Genomic DNA, 19,478 nt, shown 5'->3' on the forward strand with positions numbered 1-19,478 from the left:
ATCTGTTAGTTTTACGACAATTCATCGAGGGTTAAGTTGTGGGGATTTTTGAGGATGAAGGCGTTGTTGTCTTTGATTAAGTCACCGCTACAGAGAATCGGTAAGCGTTCTTGATAAGCTTTAATCGCCAGGATATAATCTTTGTCTGCGAGTGTAGTTTTAATTTTCCGCAATTTGGCAATTACAAGACCGAGGAGAGTAATTTCGCCACTTAATTTTTTGGTATTTGGGGTGTGAATTTGCATAACAATTCCCTTAATTATCGTGTTGGGAATGCGGGTAAGTAGTTCGCTTAAAATTTCAATTTGAGGGCGATTTTCGGCGTTTTCTAGGGTTTGAATTGCTTGGCTGATACGCGCTCCATAATCTCGGAGATTTTGCCGACTAGGTAGCAATATTTCTAATTCTTCTCCGTCGGTTGTTGGTTTGTGCCAAAGTGTGGCATTATCTAAAAAAGGTTGGTCTTGATGCCAGCCGTGAGTTTGTAAGTAATTTCTCAGTTGATTTAGCTCGATGGTTTCGAGAGTTTGGCGATCTTTTACGGTGAATTTCATGGTTGGACTCCTGGGCTAATTCCCTCCATAATTGACTGAAGGGCGGCGACTGTAAATTGGTTAGTTCTAGGGATGGTGACGGTGACAGCACTGGTATTTTGTGTGTCTGCCATTCCCTGCAGCGAGCTCCAATATCCGCAGTTTCTGATGCAGAGTTCTGTTTCCGACTGGGTTAACCAGCCTGCGGGTGTTTCGGGGATTAAAACGACAACTAAAATTCGGGGTATGGCGAAGTCATCCATTCTTAAGTCGTCGTAGTTTTTGAGCTTGAGGGGGTAGCGGATGGAGTTATCGTCTTGGATATCACTTGATGTAGATTTTAACTGCAATTCTAAGCGAGGTGCTCTAATGGGGCCTGTCGCGCCTTTCGCAGCTACTCCCCAGTCTACGCTGTCATCGTCTACGAATGGTTTGTAGAGGGAATAGCCGGCAACGGTGGTGACAGCTTGCAGGTAGATGTTGCTGAATTGTTCTTTTTGTTGGTTGATGTCCACTTTTTACGTAGCGATTATTCTTGTTAACCTGTTTGGTTTTAGCTCGTAGATAAAATTACATCATGTTGGTTATGGTTTCCTTGATTTGTATCGGTTGGTTGGTGACAATGGAGTAGAGAACATCGGGGTCTAAATCGGCTCCATTTTCCCAGTAAATTGTCCCCCATTCTGGATTTAGTTTGACTTGTTTAAAGTAAGTCAAGTCTTGCAGGGGGGCGAAGATTCCGGTAAATTCGATTAATTGGCTGATGTCAACTACTCCCTCTTGGTTATCTTCAAATTTGAGGTAAAGTTGATAGTTTTCTAATGGTTGAACGGAGCTAATATCTTTGAGCATTGTTTATTCCAAAGGGGCAATAGGTTCTAATGGTGTTTGAAGTCTGGCAAGTTGCCAGTTTTGCATGAGCTCTGTTTGATGAAGGGCCGCCCACTCTACAACTAATCCTAAGATGCGAGGGGAAAGTTTGCCTTCTAGAATTGAGAGGGTTTCGATATCAATGATGGCTTTTTGTTGATTGTAGCGGACATGAAAGTGCGGGGGCGGGTGGTCGTTATAGTACATCGTGATGATGATGCCTAAAAATCGGCTTAGTTCTGGCATTAGATTGTCCCCTATACAATTCTTTCGGCGTCTTTTACCGGGATTTCGTAAGACTAAATCCGCGCAATACATTCTTTAATATTGCTTAAAACGTGCGTTTTGGTTCCAATTATACTAAAAAATCAACCTCCCTATCTGCTGTTGCTTCACCCCTGGCAACCGAACCAAAAACGCGCACATTTAAGGCGCCTGGGTGAGTAGCAATTCTCAGGATATCGGAGCGCTTGGACTTCAGCAATTCCTCAATTCCCATAACTCCACCCCCGCAGATTTTCCTGAATAATTGCCTCTAACTTGGCACTCTCGGTAAATTGCCTCTCCAACTTCGCCGTCAAATGCAGCATCTTCTCGTCCAAACCCTCCTCATCCTCCAATGCCTCCGCCTCCGCCCCCACATACCTCTCAGGAGTTAAAACATAACACTTACCGTTTTGCTTTTTTGTTGCCTTTTGACTCCGCACCAGTGTTACAACTCTTCTGGAAAGTACATTTGCAGCAAATCTGCTCCGCCCTAACCCAACTGGCCTAACTTCTCCAGAACTTAGGTAAAAAGCACCTAAAGTATGATGCGAAACTCGGGCAATACTCTTATTCTATAAATTCATCGGGCATTAAACCGATATCCACAACCGCCAAGATTTAGTGCCAAAAATTAAATCTTTCCGGCAAAAGTTGCTATTTAATGAATAAGACTTTACAATCCAGCAAGGTAAATGAAACTCTCAATGAGCAGTGCTGCAAGCACTAACCCGAAATGGGTCGCAAGTGCCAAAAAGCAGCAAAAGCTACATTTTTTAACTCTTTCAACAGCAAAGCATTGGCAAAAAACCCAGGGATCGACGGTTGGCATCTTGGAACGAATGCTTTGCTCGCAATACTACAAATGTATCAAAACTTGTCAGCCAAATTTAGTCTTAACAGATGCCTAGCTGTAACTCTTGCTGCGTAAGGTTTCAGTTTCTAATTAGGCTCGTTTTATTGTCTTTAACTACTTGAGTGAGGATTTGCCCGCATGGTTTCGATTTCTACAACTCAATCCGATGTGCTACCTTTGTCTTCGCCAACCGTAACGGCTGCAACCCAAACCAGCGTGGCAGCAGCAACTGGGGTCTGCGTGACGGTTCACGGTCACTTTTACCAGCCGCCCCGGGAAAACCCTTACCTGGACGCGATCGAACGCCAAGCCAGCGCTTCTCCCGCCCATGACTGGAACGAACGCATTGACATCGAGTGCTACCGCCCGAACGCCTTTGCCCGCATACTCAACGATCGCGGCGAAGTCGCGGGGATCGTCAACAACTACGAGTATATGAGCTTCAACATCGGGCCTACACTGATGAGCTGGCTGGAACGCTACGACGCGGAAGTCTACCAGCGGATTCTGGAGGCCGATCGCAAAAGCTGTCAGCGGCTCAACGGTCACGGCAACGCGATCGCCCAAGTCTACAATCACATCATCATGCCCCTCGCTAACGAGCGAGACAAATACACCCAAATTCGGTGGGGGGTCGCAGATTTTCGCTCCCGGTTCGGTCGCGATCCCGAAGGAATGTGGCTCGCCGAAACCGCCGTAGACTACGCCACCCTCGAAGTTTTAGTCGCTGAAGGCATCCGTTTCATTGTCTTAGCCCCCTCCCAAGCCGAACGCTGCCGCCCGCTAATCGGGCAAAACCACGAAGGGGAACCAGGGCAAAATTCCGAATGGCACGAAGTCGGCGGGGGTCAAATCGATCCGACTCGCCCGTACCGCTGCTATTTGAAGCCGGAAATGCGGTTGATGGCTGACCACCAACTCTCGCCGCTGAGCACTCACTATTTTGGCCGCCAGCACTCCCAAAATTCCGAAGCCCCACCTGCCAACACTCCTTACATTGATATCTTTTTCTACGACGGCCCGATCTCGCGGGATATGGGCTTCAATGACGTTCTCAGCAGCAGCCACCACTTGGCCGGGCGCTTGGGTCAAGCAGTACGGGGAGACCACCGACCGGCTCAATTAATCTGCGTGGCGACGGACGGCGAAACTTTCGGCCACCACAAAAACAGTACCGAAAAATGCCTCGCCTACGCCTTCACAGAAGAGTTTCCCCGCCGAGGCTGGACGGTGACGAATTTTGCTCATTATTTAAGTCAAAATCCGAGCGCTTGGGAAGTTGAACTAAAACCCGTGACGGCCTGGAGTTGCTCTCACGGGGTCGATCGCTGGCAAGATGATTGCGGCTGCGGTGGTGGCGGCGGATGGCACCTCAAATGGCGCCGCCCTCTGCGGGATACTCTCAATTGGCTGCGCGATCGACTGATTCCGATTTATGAAGAAGCGGGGCGCAAGCTGTTGAGCGATCCCTGGAAAGCCAGAGATGAATATATTGAGGTCATCCGCGATCGATCGCCCAGTAATGTTGACAGTTTCCTTCAACGCCATCAAGTTCGCCCCCTCGACGACGCCGAACAGGTGGACGCCCTGCGGCTGCTGGAAATGCAGCGCCACGCCCTGTTAATGTTCACTAGCTGCGGCTGGTTTTTTGAAGAAGTCTCGCGGCCAGAAGGCGTGCAAATTCTGCGCTACGCGGCCCGGGCGCTGGAATTGGCGGCCGAAGTTACCGGCGTCCAGCTAGAAAAGGATTTTGTCGCTCAACTAGCCCTCGTACCCAGCAACGTTGACTGTTTTAAAACAGGGGCAGAAGTTTACCGCCAACTGGTGGTGACAGCCCAAATTAGTCTCAGACAAGTGGCCGCCCACTACGCAATCAGTTCTCTGTTTGCCAAATTTTCCCGCGAAGAGCGACTTTACTGCTATCAGGCCGAGCAGGAAGATTTCCAAATTCAGCGCATGGGCTCGATGACTCTGGCTGTGGGTCAATTACAGTTAACCTCGGAAATTACGCGGGAAACAGAGGTTTTTGTGTTTGCTGCGTTGCACCTCGGCGGCTGGGACTTCCACTGCTGCATTCAGCCTTTTGGCAGCCGCCGGTCTTACACTATGCTCAAAGAGCGGTTGTTTGGAGTTATGCAAGAAGCTTCGGCGTCCCACGCGATTCTGGAAATGGTGCGCCTGTTTGGGGATCAGTCCTTTAGCTTGCGGGATTTATTTGCGGAGGAACGCCACCGGATCGTGCAGTTGCTGAGTCAGGAAAATTTGACTCGGTTGGATCAGCTTTACACTCAGGTTTACCGGGAAAATTACGGGGTGATAATGGCGTTCCACCGCGACGATCTGCAGGTGCCCGTAGAGTTGCAGGTGGCTGCTGAGGTGGCTTTGGGACACCGCTGTTTGACGGCGGCCAAGGCCCTGGAAGTGGAAACGGAGGACATGGAGTCGCTGCTGGCGGAAATTGAGGCGATCGCCACTGAAAGCGGCCATCTCCGCTGTCGGTTGAACGTTCCCGAAGTCAAGGAAATTTTGGAAAAGCTGGTTTGGCGATCGCTAGACACGCTGCTGCAAGCTGGATCGGGCGCGGAGGATCGCTCGCCTGTCACTTTAGAAGCTGATATCCGCACGATCGAGCGTTTGATTGCTGTGGGCGATCGGCTGAGTTTGGGTTTGTGTCTGGATCGATCGCAGGAACTGTATTTCAATTCTCTTTACAGTCAAATTGTGCCCCTGTGTTTGGGCTGGCTGCAACTGCAAGAGGTGTCGGCGGGCGACAGTGTGGTCGCTGCCGTTGCCTTGGGGATTGCAGGTTCCGGCGCCGGCTGGGACTTGCCTTCGATCCGGCAGTTGCTGGAGTTGGGTCAAACCTTGGGTGTTGATGTTGAGTGTTGGTTAAATCAGTTAAGTAAATAGTTTCCTGATTAGCCAACTCAATTCCCGCCCTTGAGAATCCGCCCGATCGGGGTTGAAATCCCGATCGGGCCTGCGGGTGCAACCGAGAATGGATCAACATTTCGGCTGAGGTGGATAGCGGCTGGGGATCGAAGCACCGACAGGGAAGCGCCAACTTTGTTTAAGTTTTCGCTCTACTTGTGGGAAGATAAGAAAACTGTCGGCAAAGCGTACAAGTGTTAAGCACCCGTAAGCTTTGCAGAGTTTTGAAGAGAGAACACTAAATATAAGTCTATGAAAGTTGGCGATCGCGTTTGCATTAAAAACTCTGTTGTTGTCTACCACCACCCTCAAAATCGCAGTCAACCATTTGATATTAAGGGTATGGAAGGAGAAGTCGTGGCGATCGTTCACGAATGGCACGGCCGACCTGTCAGTGCTAATTGGCCGGTTCTAGTACAATTTGACAAAAAATTTCGAGCTCACCTGAAAGAGGATGAGGTCGAATTGATATCTTCGGAAGTCTAGCTGTCTCCCAAGTAGAAGCCGGAGCCCAAAGACAATATCAAATCCGGTCAGTCCATTTGAGATTTTAGATTTTAGATTTACTCCACAGATGAATCTGGAAGCTTGAACTAGGGTCGAAAATTTTGGGCTGATGGCGACTCCTGTGGTTCGCAAGTATCCGTTTTTGGGCGGGATTCATATAGCTGTTGTAGAGTTTGTAGTGAGGACTTCAGTTTTTTCTGTGGCTTTTAGTCGATCGGCAGGACTAAAGTCCTTACTACAAACCATCTTTTTTATTTAAACCTTAATTTTTCGACCGTCCCCGGTTAAACCAACCGAAGATATTCAAATCTCCCTGCATTTTCTGCAATTCCTGCTGATGCTGCTTGGCTGTAGCGTAATACCACTGGCAGTGAAGTTCTAGTTCTTGACGGTACTTAATTTCATCGTAAAACTCGCGGACAATTTGGTGTCTCTGAAAAATTTCGGCCGCGGGAGTCGGTTCTGGGGCAATGTTTTGCAACTCGTGGGGCAGCATGATTGTTTGGGGGCGACTGTGGCTAGTATTGGCTGTAATGACTTTAAGCTAACACACTGAATCTATTTTGGATTTTGGAAGTGACTTCACGGTTGAGACTACTTAAATTCTTTCATCCACAATCCCAAATCTAAAATTCTGTTAAAGCCATCCCCGCAGACGATAAACGATTAAGCCGATGTATTCTTTCAAAGCTTTAGTTGACTGGTTTAACTGATAGGTATCCGGCAATAAATCCAAGGCGACTGCTTGCCAATTGCTTTGGGATGCTGCGATATCCTGCTGCGTTATCTGAAAGTCTGTTGGTGCGGCAATTGCTTTTATTCCCTGACGCTGGAAAATTAAGAGCGATCGAGTCATGTGCATCGCCGATGTCACTAGCAAAACCGGCCCTTTTATGCCTTTAGCATCTAAAATTTTCCGCACGTTGAGAGCATTTTGATAAGTGTTATGTGAATCGGGGTCTTGCAGAATTGCTGATGCCGGTACACCCATTGTTTGGGCAATTTCTGCCATGTCTGCCGATTCGGGAGGCCCGCCGCCTTTCCAATCTACTCTACCGCCACTGAGAATTAGCAGGGAAGCTTTGCCTTGCTTGTAAAGTCGGGAACCGTAGATTATTCGATCGCCCGCTTCCCCTAATTCTACCCAAGGACGGGGTGGCAAAGCAGCTTTGACACCGCCGCCCAAGACGATAATAGCTTCAGCTTGGGGGAGTTCGGCGGTTGGTAAGTTTTGCCATTCGAGCGATCGAACTAACGATTTTGAAACCCAACCGCTACTTCCGAGCAGTAAAATAATTAGAGACGCAGCAATTGGCGCCGCCGCCCATTTGGGACGCTTCCAAAGTGTTATTAAAGCCGCCATCATTAACAGGCAACTCAACCCCAAAGGATAAATAAACAGCGGCAGAAGCTTCGACAGAAATACAAACATTCAGCAAGTAATTCAAATTGCTCGTTAGCGGGAATGGATAATCCGCAATCGGTCAGCGATTATCGCTAATCGCTAATCAGTAATTAGTATTTTAGTTGGCGGGACTTGTTAATTTTTAGTATTGAGTTTTGAATTCTGAACTCTTTAACTTAAAACCGCGCAGCGTTACGAGGAAAGAAGCAATCTCAATACTAAAAACTCTTTTCCGTGCTAGCGACGATCCTCTGGCCCAGACAACCAGTCAAAGAATGTAGCAGCTTCACGCCTAGAGGTTTTGCTATATTGTCTGCCCTCCGTTTCCACTACTTCTTTATTGAGGATAGCATCCGAGGTTTTTTCCTTGGAACTCATATTCGGGTTTAGTAGTAGTTCGTTGTGCCACCAAGCGACAATTAAACCTGCTGCCACGCCGCCTATGACACCAAGGCCGAGACTCACGGGCAGCTTACATCCTACTAAGCGAAACCCAACGGTAAACAACACAAACCATATCAGCGCGGGGCTAAACCCCTTGGAGTCTCCGGTAAATTTTGGCATGAGCTGCAAGTTGTGTTTGTAATAACACAGAAAGATATTGACAATATTAGCAGACAATCAAATTGGCAAGGGCGATCGCTCTGCAACTACTCCCCACAAATCACATTTAATTGTACCTCTAAGTCTTGCAGGGTATCTAGAATGTTTACAGAAATTTGCTCTAATTCTGTAAAAGGTTCAAAAGCTGCTTGCTGCGAACTCAATAGTTCTGCTGTCGCGTCGGCAATATCGCCCCTGCGCTGTTGCAGTCGTTCTCGCAATACTTCTATTGGTGCGGTGCAGTAAATGATTTCCAGCGGCAAGCCGTGGGATTGAGCCTGATTAATCGCATCGGTTCTCCAGTTTTGGCGATCGAACTTTGCATCTAAAATCACATCCCAACCTCGGTCAGCCAGCACTATCCCCAACTCTAACAATCTACCATAAGTCTGTGCCGTCATTTCATCCGAGTACAAATCTTGCCCGCCGCGTTCATTTAAAGAAATCCCCCCTAAATGTTTGCGAACCGCATCTGAGCGAATGTGAATTGCCCCAGTGCGGCGAGCCAAATATCGAGCCGCTGTACTCTTGCCAGAACCCGACAAACCAGACATCAAAGTTAACTTTCCCCGGTGCGGTTGTGTGTATTCCCAAGCCAGTTTATAGTAATGAGCTGCTGTCTGTGAAATCTCTGCTTTTTGGGCTGTTGAAATAGCGGCATCGTCCAACATTAACGAAGTTACTTTCGCTCTAACATAAGCTTGACGGCTCAAATACAGAGGCAACAGTTGCAGTCCTTCCCAATCCCCTGTTTGTTCGATGTAAGTATTGAGAAAAGCATTGCCCAAGTCTCTGCGCCCCCGCGATTCCAAATCCATTACTGTAAAAGCGACATCGTACATGACATCAACAAAGCGGAAAGGCTCGTTAAATTCAATGCAGTCGAACAGTAATATTTTATCGTGCCAGAATGCTATATTACGCAAGTGCAAATCTCCGTGACACTCGCGAATTTTATTCGCAATCCGCAGGTTAAATAACTCTTGATTTTCCGCAAAAAACGCATCTGTATAATTTTTAGTTTCGTCATATTGTGTCTGAGTCTGCGGCCCGCCAATATATTTTTGCGAAATCAGGTAATTGTTGTCTATTGCTGTCCGAATCTGACTGACTTCGCCAAATGTGCGAATGTAGCTATTACTAATTGCCGTTCTGTGAAAGTTGGCAACTTCGCGCCCTAAGTCTGCCATAATTTGCTCGGTCAACAGTCCGCGTTCCAACAAACTAAGCAACAGCGTATCTTGAGGAAACTCCCGCATTTTTAGCACATATTCTACCGCATTTTCTGTAGTAGAATTTATAGCAGGTAAGTTGCTGCCCAATTGAAACGAATCCCCAATTTGAAGAATTGGCAAAACTTCTAGATAAATTTCGGGAGCAGTGCGTCGGTTCAGCAGCAATTCTTCCTTACAAAAATGCTGCCGTTTCTCGAAAGTTGAATAGTCCAAAAAGCCAAAATTGACTGGCTTCTTGAGTTTGTAAGTATAATCTCCTGTCAGCAAAACAAAGGAAGCATGAGTCTGAATTAGCTGCACTGGTTCTGTGACGCCGTGCGGGTAAAACCCGGGCTGCAACATTTGCTGAATCAGAGGTGGGAGACAAGTATCAGTCATATCGATTTGGGATTTTAGATTTTGGATTTTGGATTAGATCGATTTGGGCTTGGGGATTTAGATAAAGATAACTTAAAGAAAATAGATGTTGAGTTGAAGTCGATTTATTATAAAGTTGATAATTAGTGTAAACCAAAAATTACTGATGACAGAAAACAATCAAGATTCCCGTTCCGTGGATGTGTTTGGCGTGGGAAATGCCCTGGTAGACATCCTAGCATTGGTAGAAGATGAATTTGTACTCGGCCACGGGCTGAATCGCGGCGGGATGACCCTGATGAATTCGGAAACGCAGGGGGGTATTTTGCACGATTTAGAGCACAATTCACTGCAAATGCGATCGGGAGGTTCGGCGGCAAATACGATAATTGGTTTGGCTCAGAGCGGCGGTAAAGCGTATTATTCGGGGAAGGTTGCTAAGGATACTAACGGCGAATTTTATCGGCAAGATTTGCTGGCGGCGGGGATTGATTTTAACGTGCATCCTGCTGCTGAGTCTAAGGAACCCACTGGTACTTGTGTTGTGCTGACTACGCCGGATGCGGAACGCACGATGTGTACTAATCTGGGGGTTTCTACTACTTTGGCTGCGACTGATATTGATGTCGATCGACTGGCTCACTGCAAGTATAGTTATGTTGAGGGTTATCTTTGGGATGCTCCCGATCCGAGAAAGGCTAGCATTGAGACGATGGAACAGTCTAAGCGTCTGGGTGTAAAGGTGGCTTTTACTTTTTCGGATGGCTTTTTAGTCGATCGATTTGCTGATGATTTTCACAAGGTGGTTTCGGAATATTGTGATGTAATTTTTTGCAATGCTGATGAAGTTCGGAGCTTTTTCAAGGAGGAATCTCTGGAAGAGTGCGCTCGGAAAATGAGCGAGATTTCGGATTTGGCTTTTATCACTAATGGGGATAAAGGCTGCATGGTGGTGGAGAACAAACAGATTGTGGATGTGGCTGGATTTCCGGTAAAGGCGATCGATACTGTGGGTGCTGGGGATGCTTTTGCGGGCGGTGTTTTGTTTGGAATTACTAATGGTTTGAGTTCTGTACAAGCGGCGCGCTGGGGCAATTTCTTGGCTTCTAGGGTGGTGCAGATTCACGGGCCGCGTCTGGAGGGTTCTCAGGCTCATCTGTTGAGTGAGGTGATTTCTGGTTAGGAATTGAAAGGGGCGATCGCACTTTTTGTCGTAAGGGCGATCGCACTTTTTTGCACCGCAGATGAAGGCGTTAAGCCCCTAATCAGAGCACACTATCATGCTTCTCAAGCAGGAGATTTAGATGCGGCAAGTGCGATTATTTCTGAAGTCTATGAGTATTTGTGGCAGTGGAATTGTGCAGAGTTAGTATGTGCAAATCTACAGTTGCCATTGTTAACGGAAGTAAAAAACATTAGCCTTTAAAAGGCGGGCAAGATGCCCAACCCACAATAAATTTGATGTCCTGTGGAACGGGCCGAAGAGGCAGTTTTCTTATTAGTTTGGGCGGGAAAGATGCCCACCCCACAATAAACTTGATCTGCTGTGGAACGGGCCGAAGATCCCGTTTCTATAGTCAGGGCGGGCAAGATGCCCAACCCCACAATAAACTTGATGTATTGACTTCAACCACTAGAATAAATTCCTCTTTCTTGCAGTTGCTGCATAAAAAACTCTTCCAAACTAGGCTTAGCCAAATTCATCCCAATTAGCTGCCCTCCCGTACCGCTCAGACTCGAAATAAACTCCTTCGGATCGCCCTGCAAATGACCGTACCACAAATCATTATCAACTTCCATATCCGGTATCCACTTTTTCAGGATATTCAAGTGGCCGCCCCTACCTTCAACCCGGTAAGTTTCAGTATTACCCAGGAGTTGATCTATCGCACCAATGCAGATTAACTCACCTCTGGCCAAAATTGCCACTCGATCGCAAATTTTCTCCACATCCGACAATATATGCGAATTAAAAAAAATTGTTTTTCCTTGATTTTTCAGCGATAAAATTATCTCCCGCATCTGATAGCGTCCCATCGGATCTAAACCAGACATCGGCTCATCCAAAAATACCACATCGGGATTGTTAATCAAAGCTTGAGCCATGCCGATCCGTTGCAGCATTCCCTTAGAATACTGGCGCAACTGTTTTTTTATTGCCGCCGATTGAGATAGCCCAACTAAGTCTAGCAAATTCGGAATTCGCTGCCGCTGAATGGACGGGGGAATTTGAAATAAGCCCGCCGCAAACTGCAAGAATTCCCAGCCCGTGAGATAATCGTAAAAATAGGGATTTTCTGGCAAATAGCCGACTCGCTGCTTCACGGTGCGATCGCCCAAAGGCCTCCCCAACAGCAGCGCCCGGCCAGAAGTGGGGCGCACTATACCTAGCAAAGTTTTCAGCAGCGTAGTTTTCCCCGCTCCATTTTGCCCTAACAACCCGAAAGTTTCGCCCTCAGAGACAGTCAGAGTGCAATTTTTGAGCGATTCAATTTTTTCATTCATCCAGAAGCCGGTACGGTAGAACTTCCCCAGATTAAATGTTTCCACCACTGGGGTAGCTCCGTGCATCTCGGTGGGATTTGGCGCATCTACAAGAGGTTCCATTTTTGTCACAGAAATAACTAGCACCTGATTATATTCTATTGCATAAGTTCAGTAATAATTGCTCTTTTTAATGTTAAACTGATCTTAGCTGAACTTAAAACTTTCTGAATATGGATCGTTCCAAAATTATTGCTATTATCACAGGGGTGATTTCTATAATTTTAGCAGTTGCCTATCTGCTGCTCGTCACCCTCCTGGACTTCCGAGGCGAAATGGTGCCCGCACCTCAAAGTCAATTGCCAGTCTCCACCCCAATTCAACAATTAGGCACGGCTAACCCGACTTGGCGAGCACCGAGGATTTATTCTCAATTGTGACAAAAATAATACAATTAAAATTCCGAAATTCCCCCAGTACATGATGTAGAGCCAATTACTGACCAACTAATGATAGGTTGAGATTATTTTCTAATAATTCTCACTTAAATTTTGGCTAAACACAGTCAATTTAGGATGATTGAGGAATTTAGATATGAAACCGATAATCCTACTCGCTATCTTAACTCCTTTGTGGTTGACTCCGCCCGCGAAAGCGGAAAATATTACTTGTAGCAGACAACCGCTAGCAACAAATTACTGCGAAAATTATATTAGTGAAGCTCCGAATATTACTCTCGGACAAGCTTCGGATTTAATTAGCAAGTGGCTGGATGCAAAGCAGCAAATATTTGCTCCTCCATTCGATCGCCAATTGCTGGCTAAAATGACTACAGGTATTTTGTATACCGATACCGTCAAAGCGATGGACAATCTGATAAACAGCAATTCTCAGTACCGATACGGTGTCCAAAAAGTTGAATCGGTCGAACGCTTTGCAGCATCGGGAAACAAAGCCACTATTGAAGTCAAAGTCACCGAAGACGCCACAGTGTACCGAAATGGCAGAGTCGAGACTAGCAGTTTTAATACTAAGGTAGTTCGCTATACCTTAGAGTATTGGGATGGCATCTGGAAAATTGCAGATTCTCAAATTATGAGCCATTAGTCATGGGTTAGTTGTTATTTGTTACTAATTCTAATTGGTAATAGTAATTGAAGCTAATGACCAAAAACATAATAACAATTAAAAAATAACAAATAACAACTAACAACTAACTAATACACATGAATTGCTTTCATCATGTGATATGCAACTAGCAACTGCGTCAAAGCTAGCGGGTAACTTTGCAAAACTTCGCCAGTTGTGCCGATCAGTTTGCCAATTTCCGGGTTGCCTTGGGCGGTGCAAAATCCCCGCAGGTGTGGCAACTCGCCGCACAAGAGCATTTCCAGTTCGTTTACTTGATCGCTAGTAGCGTGGGAGTCTACTTCCAAAACGTCAACAGGTTTGCCCATATCCCGATCGAGTCCCAAGCGAATTGCAGGTTGAAAACTATCGCTGCCTCTACCTAAAATTTCAGTAAAATCAGGGTGAGGAATTGTCGGTCTGAGCACTAAACGGACGCTCAAATTTGATTCTTTGTCCACTTCGGGCGGGTAAAAACTAACTACAACGTCGGCAACTTTGCGCTGGGGGCGAATGAAGTCTTCTGAATCCGGTTCCCGTTTTTGTATCTCTGCAAGCACCTGTTCTTCAGTATAACCGCGCTTCATGACATCGCGCTTAACTTTCCACTGAGTTCGCAGCTCTTCTGGGGGAGCAAGATACACTTTTACGTCGTAAGAATCGCGAATTGTTCGGGTTGCGTAACCCAGCAAACCTTCAACTATTACAAATTTGCTGGGCTTGATGTATTCCGGCGGGTCGAATGTACCTGTCGTGTGGTTGTAGATGGGTTTGAGAATTGCTTGTCCGGTACGCAGCAGGCTGAGGTGCTGCTGCATGATGTCGAGGTAATTGCAGTCGGGATGCAAAGCTGTGAGTCCGATTTCTGCCCGCTGCTTTCTGTCGTAGCGGTGATAGTCGTCAGTGCAAATCACAGTAACATTTTCTGGCCCCAATACTTGGGCAATTCCCCGCGTCAGGGTGGTTTTGCCCGCTGCGCTGTCTCCGACAATACCGAGAATAATTGGTCGATCGCTCATTGTTTTTACCCGGACGGACAATAGCAAATTTTGTTGTGAATCTTCAATCTTATCAAAATTGTGTTGGGTTCGATCGATCTCTCGGATAGTTTGACTTGATCCCCCCCGGAGTTTCCCCCATGTGTAAAATTATTGTAAAATTTCTTAATAAAATTCAACAAAGCAGACTCAGGGAACATCTCATTGAACGATCGTAATTACCCAATTCTTACTTCCCTGTTTGGCCAATTCCCCATTACCAGTCATCCTTTCGCTTGTTACTGTAAGTTTCCCAATCGTCTTGTTGCGGCGGCTGATACAAAGGTTCTGGTTCTATTTCTGGTTCCAATTCGGCTGACATTTCTAATTCTGGTTCCGATTCCTGCTGATAAATGTTCAGAGGTTCGACAACGCGGGCGATCGCATCTTTGACAAATGCTTTTACAAACTCGTCCTTCCTATTTAACTGAAACTGCCTTTGCACGACTTCGGTGATGCCGCCGTCGCCCCAATCTTGGTCATGGCGGAAATATTCAATAAAACTTTTACCAGCAATTCTGGTTAAATAAGCGGCACTGACTGCTTGAATTGCTTTGCCAAGTACAAACCCGGCTACGCTTAATTGCAGCGCCCTTGATACTACTTGAATTACGCCTTCAACTATGCCCAAACTTGCTAGGGTTTTTGCTAGAGACAATGCCAATTCTTTCGCGCGATCGATATTTAATTCGCAGCCGTAAATCTTGGCAATTTCTACTACCATTTGAGCGTTAACTGCTGCTGTCGCTAACAAATCCACAACGGGCAAAGGCGTGACAGCAATTACTCCGGCTCCGATCCACTGAAATCGCTCTACTGCCTTATCAGCTTGCCGCCTTCTTTGAGCATCAATTAACTTGCGCGCTTGGTCACCCAAGTGCTGAGATTGCAGCAAAATATTGTCCGCAATTAAGTCTTCGCCTTCAGCTCGCAAAATCGCAGCGACGCGCCGAATTAATGGCATAATATCCGGGTCTGGCTGAAAAATTGTGCCGTCTTCTAGTACAACTTTTTGCGGGTTGGCGCTAATGGCGACTACATCCATTGCTGATACAAAACCTTTGACTCGCTGCCGCAGTTGATCGAGAATTTCATCTCTGTCGTTGTCGGGATAAAGGTCAACTTTATTAAAAACCACGATCGACCTTTTGCCAATTTCCGCCAAAGTCCGCAGCGGTTCGTACTCGGATTTGCGTAAATCGCCGTCCAAAACAAATAAGATCAAATCTGCCCTCGCCGCCAACTGCCTCGCCAATTCTTCTCTGTAAGTTCCCGCTACTCCCGCTTCCAAGATGCCTGGGGTATCAGTAATTGCTAATTCTCGATCGATTCCTTTCAATTTCAGAGTGTAAGTTTCTCCAACTTCGGTAGTTCCCATCGGCGCGCCCACCTGTCCAGCCATCCGCCCCACCAACGCATTGACAGCGGAAGTTTTGCCCGCAGAACCGGTGCCGAAAACCACTACTCTAACGCTGCCGCGAGCCATGCTAGCTTCAATTTCGCGGGCTCTCAACAGCAAAGCTTGGCGCGCTACTTCATCTTGAATGCGATCGACTTGCTGCCTGATTGCTTTGAGATTTTCCGAAGCAGCTTCACTTTTAACAACAGGAACCTTCGGAGTAATCGGCCGTTTTCCCTTAACTTTCTGGGGGCGTTGCAGCAGCCTAAAATAATAAAATAGCGCAAAAATTAGGGTTCCTAAAAGTACAATTATCAGGAAAATCAGCAAATTAGCCAACAGCGGAGAGGCAGACCACGCAACTTGACTGTAAAGCCCCGTTAAGGAACTCACCAGCCCAATAATCAGCCCCAGGGCAAGGCAGAAAGCAGCAATTAAGGTTAACAGGCGTGGCAAAGGCATGAGGGGAGTGGCAAATAAAAGGGTTATGCTTTGATTTTTACATTACGCCGATAGTCATCAGTCATGGCAAATCTAAAATCTAAAATCTAAAATCTAAAATGGCGAAGCGCCCGTTAGCGAAGCCAACGAAGAGGATCGTACTGCGCTAGCCCCCAAATCCCGATTCTGCTTGTCCAGCAGGCGCGGTTTGCGGAGTTTGAGCGCCAGCGGGACGGACAAGTGCGATCGCCCTCTTCCTGCAATTGTAGCTTGCACCATAACTCAGCTACAGCTTATCGCCCGCCCGAACCGTAGGCTGGTTTATTTGCATCTACCTACTTATTTATTCGGTGATTTATTCGCTCGCGAGTCTAGCAATACTTTTTTATTAAGAAACAAATATGGCATTCAGTACAGAGAAACCCGGTTTTGTAAAACCAGTGGCTCCTGGAAGCTCCGAAAGTAGAAACGAGAAACGGGGTTTTTTAGGCAAGCTAAGAGCATCCTAATTTACAAAAGTTATCACATTAAATATCACGGCACTACTGTCAAATTAGCCGCGAGTTAAGTTAGACTGAATTGTCAGTGCGTGAATTATTCACAGGTTAGCATCTATGCAGCTCAAACATCAGAATCAGCCTTCACAAGAACTCTCTACCTCTTGCGAGCATAACATCAAAGACAGCCCGCCACTTAAGCTCAATTATTTCGCTCACATAGCCTATTCCTTGGGCAACCTCACTATTCGCGACAAAATCAGCAGTGGGTACGCACTGGCTCTTTGTGTTGCGATTGGGGGAACGACTCTCGGGATGTTGGTGGGCACTCATTACTATCGCAGAACTAACAATCAAGTACACATCGATCGAGAAACTCAGCTTTTAAATAAGTTGCAGGTGGCTTTACTGCGAACGCAAAACAGCCAAAAGGGGCTGATTTACGGGCTAGAAAAACCCCAATTATTTGATAGGAAATACGAACAAATACAAAACAATATTTACAATTTGAAGTTTTTGTTATCGAAAGTAAAAAAATCTCACTACATGGAAGACATAGAAGGTATAGAAGAATTTAAAAAAACTTGCGATTCGATATTGTCTAATTATATTGCTAGACTAGAAATAGTTAATAAAAAAATTAGTAACCTGCCAAATAACCCCGCTCAACAAAGTATTAAACGTAAGTTGCTGTTGAATTTCGATCGAGATAAAATGGGGTTGCAACTAGATAGGGCGGTCAATGATATAACAGAAATTATCGATCGCGCCCAAGAGCAAGAAGATGCAGGGCGGGAGGATCTGCTGCGAGCCCAGGCGCTGCGGGTGCAAATAATTTTGGGTAGTATGGCACTGTCGATCGTCGTTGCAGCACTGCTGGCGGGCTTCACCAGTCGGGCGATCGCCAAACCCCTCGCCACTGTCACTAAAATCGCTCAGCGAGTGACTCAAGAATCTAATTTTCAGTTGCAAGTACCAGTTACCAGCACCGATGAAGTGGGAGTATTGGCAGCTTCGCTGAATCAACTGATTCAGAAAGTAAATCAGTTGCTAGAAGAATTGAAATCTGAACAACAAACCCAGATACTTCAAAACGAGAAAATGGCAACTTTGGGGCGGATGTTAGCCGGTGTTGCTCACGAAGTTAACAACCCAATCAATTTTATTTATGCCAATATCGACCCAGCCAGAAATTATGTTGAAGATATTTTAGATTTGCTCAAAACTTACGAAACAGAAATCCCCAACCAGCCTGCTGCCGTTATCGCCAAAGGCGAAGAAATAGACATCGATTTTCTCAAAGAAGATTTGAGCAAAATATTTGACTCGATGCAGCTAGGGGCGGAAAGAGCCAAAGCTATTATCTTAAGTTTGAAAGATTTTTCTCGCCTCGACGAGGCGACCCCTCATCCCGTCGATTTGCACGCCTGCATAGACAGCAGTTTGCTGATTCTCAACAGCCGCATCAAACAGGGCATTGAAGTGGTATGCAATTACGGGAACATCCCGACTGTTGAAGGCTATATGGGTTTGCTGTACCAGGTATTTGTGAACCTTCTGAACAATGCACTAGATGCTGTGGAAGAAAAAGCAAAAATTGAGAAAAGCAGCTCTGAGGAGGCGAAAAAACAATCTGCTTCGGAGTCACTTAAACAGAAAAAACCGAGTTTTTCGCCGAGAATTGTCATTGCTACAGAATACTTGGACGACGACTCAGTGGTAGTGCGAATTTCAGATAACGGTATGGGAATAGCCCCAGAGAGTCAAGAAAAAATGTTTGAAACATTCTTTACGACTAAACCGAGAGGTGTAGGTACTGGTTTGGGATTGGCAATTGGTCGCGAAATTATAGTCCAGAAACACGGCGGGACGATTAACTTTTGGTCGGAGGTAGGAACGGGGACAGAATTTTCGATCGCCCTGCCGATTAAGCAGGAGAATTTAATGCAAAAGACGCTCTTACAACCTCCACTTGCTACCGAATATAATTCCCGAGGCAACGAGAAAGTGCCAACCAATGCCGAAAAAAGAGGAACTGTAAAAAGTTAAAAATTATCCGTTTTTATCCCTGTTTGAAAAAAGAATGCAACTGCAAGCAAGCTCCCCACTCTAATGTCATAATTTATTCCACATCTAAAATCTAAAATGGTATGAGATTGCTTACTGACTGGCTGTTGCTACCCCACTCGCTGAGTGAGAATACCCAACTAAAAACTATTTTCAGTAATCTTTAAAAACAGGATTTGCTATAATTTAAAGTTGAGCAATCACTGTACGGAGCGAAAAGTATGGGACTATTTGACCAAATTTTGAGCGCGATCGACAATCCCAACCAACAAGCAAGTCCCAATCAGTTGGGCAACATTCTCGGTGCGGTAGAGCAGTTGAGTGGCAACCAGGGCATCGATGCGGGTACGACTCAGCTAGCAATGTCGGTTTTGGGCGGACACGTGCGATCGGCATTACAAGACGTGCGATCGCAGTCAGGAGACGCACAAGCTCAACAACTTGTCAACCAATTTAGCGGTACAAATCCCAATCCCCAAGCGGTACAGAGTTTGTTCGGAGCAGGCCAACTGACGCAAATAGTAGCCGATATCGCCCAAAGAACCGGTTTAAATAACGCCACAGTGCAAGCGATGATACCTGTTTTGGTGCCGCTCGTACTGAATTTGCTACAAACCGGCGGCAACGCCCAAAATCCAGCCCACGGCGGAAATCCCGTTTTGAATACGTTTTTAGATGGAGATGGAGACGGTGATGTAGATATTACTGATGCAATGTCGATGGCTAGCCGCTTTTTGAATCAGCGCAGTTAATTTGGGATTTTTGTAACCGCACATATCAGCGGATGAACACAGATGAACGCAGATAAGATTTTATCTGCGTTCATCTGCGTTTATCTGCCTTCATCGGCGGTTAAAAAAATTC

Annotated in this window: 22 protein-coding genes; 8 read left to right on the plus strand and 14 right to left on the minus strand. The window is 46.2% G+C overall.

Annotated elements, in window-relative coordinates; all coding sequences use genetic code 11:
* Positions 1–11: 11 nt before the first annotated feature.
* The 6 genes from QT996_RS15545 to QT996_RS15570 all read right to left on the minus strand — a co-directional run bounded on the left by QT996_RS15545 (position 12) and on the right by QT996_RS15570 (position 2,110).
* A complete protein-coding gene (locus QT996_RS15545; RefSeq protein ID WP_333047599.1) occupies positions 12–554 on the minus strand; it encodes a hypothetical protein in 543 nt (180 codons plus the stop codon).
* Positions 551–1,048, minus strand: a complete 498-nt coding sequence (locus tag QT996_RS15550) for a DUF4365 domain-containing protein (RefSeq protein ID WP_333047600.1) — start codon at positions 1,046–1,048, stop codon at positions 551–553. Before QT996_RS15550 ends, QT996_RS15545 begins: the two co-directional genes overlap by 4 nt.
* Before the next feature lie 55 nt (positions 1,049–1,103).
* Positions 1,104–1,385 carry a DUF2442 domain-containing protein gene (locus QT996_RS15555; RefSeq protein ID WP_333047601.1) on the minus strand — a complete coding sequence of 94 codons (282 nt, stop codon included), beginning with the start codon at positions 1,383–1,385 and terminating at the stop codon, positions 1,104–1,106.
* A 3-nt stretch (positions 1,386–1,388) separates the two neighbouring features.
* The gene (locus QT996_RS15560; protein ID WP_333047603.1) at positions 1,389–1,649 is read right to left on the minus strand and encodes a DUF4160 domain-containing protein; all 261 of its coding nucleotides are present in this window, start codon (positions 1,647–1,649) and stop codon (positions 1,389–1,391) included.
* Positions 1,650–1,758: 109 nt separating this feature from the next.
* Positions 1,759–1,902 carry a nucleotidyltransferase domain-containing protein gene (locus QT996_RS15565; protein WP_333047604.1) on the minus strand — a complete coding sequence of 48 codons (144 nt, stop codon included), beginning with the start codon at positions 1,900–1,902 and terminating at the stop codon, positions 1,759–1,761.
* On the minus strand, positions 1,892–2,110 hold the full coding sequence (locus QT996_RS15570) for a hypothetical protein (RefSeq protein WP_333047605.1): 219 nt from the start codon (positions 2,108–2,110) through the stop codon (positions 1,892–1,894). The genes QT996_RS15565 and QT996_RS15570 overlap by 11 nt, the downstream gene beginning before the upstream one ends.
* 551 nt (positions 2,111–2,661) lie before the next feature.
* Between QT996_RS15570 and QT996_RS15575 the strand changes: the two genes are divergently transcribed.
* On the plus strand, positions 2,662–5,433 hold the full coding sequence (locus QT996_RS15575; protein ID WP_333047606.1) for a DUF3536 domain-containing protein: 2,772 nt from the start codon (positions 2,662–2,664) through the stop codon (positions 5,431–5,433).
* A gap of 273 nt (positions 5,434–5,706) precedes the next feature.
* Positions 5,707–5,940 carry a ferredoxin-thioredoxin reductase variable chain gene (locus QT996_RS15580; RefSeq protein WP_333047607.1) on the plus strand — a complete coding sequence of 78 codons (234 nt, stop codon included), beginning with the start codon at positions 5,707–5,709 and terminating at the stop codon, positions 5,938–5,940.
* Positions 5,941–6,223: 283 nt separating this feature from the next.
* Here QT996_RS15580 and QT996_RS15585 read toward each other — a convergent pair whose 3' ends face one another.
* The 4 genes from QT996_RS15585 to QT996_RS15600 all read right to left on the minus strand — a co-directional run bounded on the left by QT996_RS15585 (position 6,224) and on the right by QT996_RS15600 (position 9,582).
* Complete coding sequence (locus QT996_RS15585; RefSeq protein ID WP_333047608.1) at positions 6,224–6,457, minus strand: hypothetical protein; 234 nt, start codon at positions 6,455–6,457, stop codon at positions 6,224–6,226.
* Positions 6,458–6,598: 141 nt separating this feature from the next.
* The gene (locus QT996_RS15590) at positions 6,599–7,393 is read right to left on the minus strand and encodes a YdcF family protein (RefSeq protein WP_333047609.1); all 795 of its coding nucleotides are present in this window, start codon (positions 7,391–7,393) and stop codon (positions 6,599–6,601) included.
* Positions 7,394–7,603: 210 nt separating this feature from the next.
* Entirely contained in the window at positions 7,604–7,930 is a 327-nt protein-coding gene (locus QT996_RS15595; protein ID WP_333047610.1) for a hypothetical protein, read from the minus strand.
* An 86-nt stretch (positions 7,931–8,016) separates the two neighbouring features.
* A complete protein-coding gene (locus QT996_RS15600; RefSeq protein WP_333047611.1) occupies positions 8,017–9,582 on the minus strand; it encodes an AAA family ATPase in 1,566 nt (521 codons plus the stop codon).
* A gap of 145 nt (positions 9,583–9,727) precedes the next feature.
* Here QT996_RS15600 and QT996_RS15605 point away from each other — a divergent pair, with 145 nt between their 5' ends.
* On the plus strand, positions 9,728–10,744 hold the full coding sequence (locus tag QT996_RS15605; protein WP_333047612.1) for an adenosine kinase: 1,017 nt from the start codon (positions 9,728–9,730) through the stop codon (positions 10,742–10,744).
* A gap of 3 nt (positions 10,745–10,747) precedes the next feature.
* Positions 10,748–10,987 (plus strand): hypothetical protein, encoded by a 240-nt coding sequence (locus QT996_RS15610; RefSeq protein ID WP_333047613.1) that lies wholly within the window; start codon positions 10,748–10,750, stop codon positions 10,985–10,987.
* A 200-nt stretch (positions 10,988–11,187) separates the two neighbouring features.
* Here QT996_RS15610 and QT996_RS15615 read toward each other — a convergent pair whose 3' ends face one another.
* A complete protein-coding gene (locus tag QT996_RS15615; RefSeq protein WP_333047614.1) occupies positions 11,188–12,168 on the minus strand; it encodes an ABC transporter ATP-binding protein in 981 nt (326 codons plus the stop codon).
* A 110-nt stretch (positions 12,169–12,278) separates the two neighbouring features.
* Between QT996_RS15615 and QT996_RS15620 the strand changes: the two genes are divergently transcribed.
* Positions 12,279–12,485, plus strand: coding sequence for a hypothetical protein (locus tag QT996_RS15620; RefSeq protein WP_333047615.1), 207 nt, complete (start codon positions 12,279–12,281; stop codon positions 12,483–12,485).
* Between the two features lie 154 nt (positions 12,486–12,639).
* Complete coding sequence (locus tag QT996_RS15625) at positions 12,640–13,152, plus strand: ARC6/PARC6 family protein (protein WP_333047616.1); 513 nt, start codon at positions 12,640–12,642, stop codon at positions 13,150–13,152.
* A 110-nt stretch (positions 13,153–13,262) separates the two neighbouring features.
* On the opposite strand, the gene QT996_RS15630 is transcribed toward QT996_RS15625, so the two are convergent.
* The 3 genes from QT996_RS15630 to QT996_RS15640 all read right to left on the minus strand — a co-directional run bounded on the left by QT996_RS15630 (position 13,263) and on the right by QT996_RS15640 (position 16,329).
* Positions 13,263–14,192: a phosphoribulokinase gene (locus QT996_RS15630; RefSeq protein ID WP_333047617.1), complete on the minus strand. Its 930-nt coding sequence runs from the start codon at positions 14,190–14,192 to the stop codon at positions 13,263–13,265.
* 235 nt (positions 14,193–14,427) lie between these two features.
* Complete coding sequence (locus tag QT996_RS15635) at positions 14,428–16,071, minus strand: GTP-binding protein (protein ID WP_333047618.1); 1,644 nt, start codon at positions 16,069–16,071, stop codon at positions 14,428–14,430.
* A gap of 93 nt (positions 16,072–16,164) precedes the next feature.
* Positions 16,165–16,329, minus strand: a complete 165-nt coding sequence (locus tag QT996_RS15640) for a hypothetical protein (protein WP_333047619.1) — start codon at positions 16,327–16,329, stop codon at positions 16,165–16,167.
* Positions 16,330–16,664: 335 nt separating this feature from the next.
* On the opposite strand from QT996_RS15640, the gene QT996_RS15645 reads away from it, so the two are divergent.
* Both QT996_RS15645 and QT996_RS15650 read left to right on the plus strand, forming a co-directional pair.
* The gene (locus QT996_RS15645; RefSeq protein ID WP_333047620.1) at positions 16,665–18,596 is read left to right on the plus strand and encodes an ATP-binding protein; all 1,932 of its coding nucleotides are present in this window, start codon (positions 16,665–16,667) and stop codon (positions 18,594–18,596) included.
* A gap of 239 nt (positions 18,597–18,835) precedes the next feature.
* Positions 18,836–19,366 carry a hypothetical protein gene (locus QT996_RS15650; protein ID WP_333047622.1) on the plus strand — a complete coding sequence of 177 codons (531 nt, stop codon included), beginning with the start codon at positions 18,836–18,838 and terminating at the stop codon, positions 19,364–19,366.
* The last annotated feature ends 112 nt before the right edge of the window (positions 19,367–19,478 follow it).

This window comes from Microcoleus sp. S13C4 (assembly GCF_036700865.1).
GTDB lineage: Bacteria > Cyanobacteriota > Cyanobacteriia > Cyanobacteriales > Microcoleaceae > Microcoleus.

Excerpts from the sequence above, each read along its gene's own strand:
- QT996_RS15545 (WP_333047599.1), bottom strand. The coding sequence starts at position 554 with ATGAAATTCACCGTAAAAGATCGCCAAACTCTCGAAACCATCGAGCTA.
- QT996_RS15555 (WP_333047601.1), bottom strand. The coding sequence starts at position 1,385 with ATGCTCAAAGATATTAGCTCCGTTCAACCATTAGAAAACTATCAACTT.
- QT996_RS15560 (WP_333047603.1), bottom strand. The coding sequence starts at position 1,649 with ATGCCAGAACTAAGCCGATTTTTAGGCATCATCATCACGATGTACTAT.
- QT996_RS15565 (WP_333047604.1), bottom strand. The coding sequence starts at position 1,902 with ATGGGAATTGAGGAATTGCTGAAGTCCAAGCGCTCCGATATCCTGAGA.
- QT996_RS15575 (WP_333047606.1), top strand. The coding sequence starts at position 2,662 with ATGGTTTCGATTTCTACAACTCAATCCGATGTGCTACCTTTGTCTTCG.
- QT996_RS15580 (WP_333047607.1), top strand. The coding sequence starts at position 5,707 with ATGAAAGTTGGCGATCGCGTTTGCATTAAAAACTCTGTTGTTGTCTAC.
- QT996_RS15585 (WP_333047608.1), bottom strand. The coding sequence starts at position 6,457 with ATGCTGCCCCACGAGTTGCAAAACATTGCCCCAGAACCGACTCCCGCG.
- QT996_RS15590 (WP_333047609.1), bottom strand. The coding sequence starts at position 7,393 with ATGTTTGTATTTCTGTCGAAGCTTCTGCCGCTGTTTATTTATCCTTTG.
- QT996_RS15595 (WP_333047610.1), bottom strand. The coding sequence starts at position 7,930 with ATGCCAAAATTTACCGGAGACTCCAAGGGGTTTAGCCCCGCGCTGATA.
- QT996_RS15600 (WP_333047611.1), bottom strand. The coding sequence starts at position 9,582 with ATGACTGATACTTGTCTCCCACCTCTGATTCAGCAAATGTTGCAGCCC.
- QT996_RS15605 (WP_333047612.1), top strand. The coding sequence starts at position 9,728 with ATGACAGAAAACAATCAAGATTCCCGTTCCGTGGATGTGTTTGGCGTG.
- QT996_RS15615 (WP_333047614.1), bottom strand. The coding sequence starts at position 12,168 with ATGGAACCTCTTGTAGATGCGCCAAATCCCACCGAGATGCACGGAGCT.
- QT996_RS15620 (WP_333047615.1), top strand. The coding sequence starts at position 12,279 with ATGGATCGTTCCAAAATTATTGCTATTATCACAGGGGTGATTTCTATA.
- QT996_RS15625 (WP_333047616.1), top strand. The coding sequence starts at position 12,640 with ATGAAACCGATAATCCTACTCGCTATCTTAACTCCTTTGTGGTTGACT.
- QT996_RS15630 (WP_333047617.1), bottom strand. The coding sequence starts at position 14,192 with ATGAGCGATCGACCAATTATTCTCGGTATTGTCGGAGACAGCGCAGCG.
- QT996_RS15635 (WP_333047618.1), bottom strand. The coding sequence starts at position 16,071 with ATGCCTTTGCCACGCCTGTTAACCTTAATTGCTGCTTTCTGCCTTGCC.
- QT996_RS15640 (WP_333047619.1), bottom strand. The coding sequence starts at position 16,329 with ATGGTGCAAGCTACAATTGCAGGAAGAGGGCGATCGCACTTGTCCGTC.
- QT996_RS15645 (WP_333047620.1), top strand. The coding sequence starts at position 16,665 with ATGCAGCTCAAACATCAGAATCAGCCTTCACAAGAACTCTCTACCTCT.
- QT996_RS15650 (WP_333047622.1), top strand. The coding sequence starts at position 18,836 with ATGGGACTATTTGACCAAATTTTGAGCGCGATCGACAATCCCAACCAA.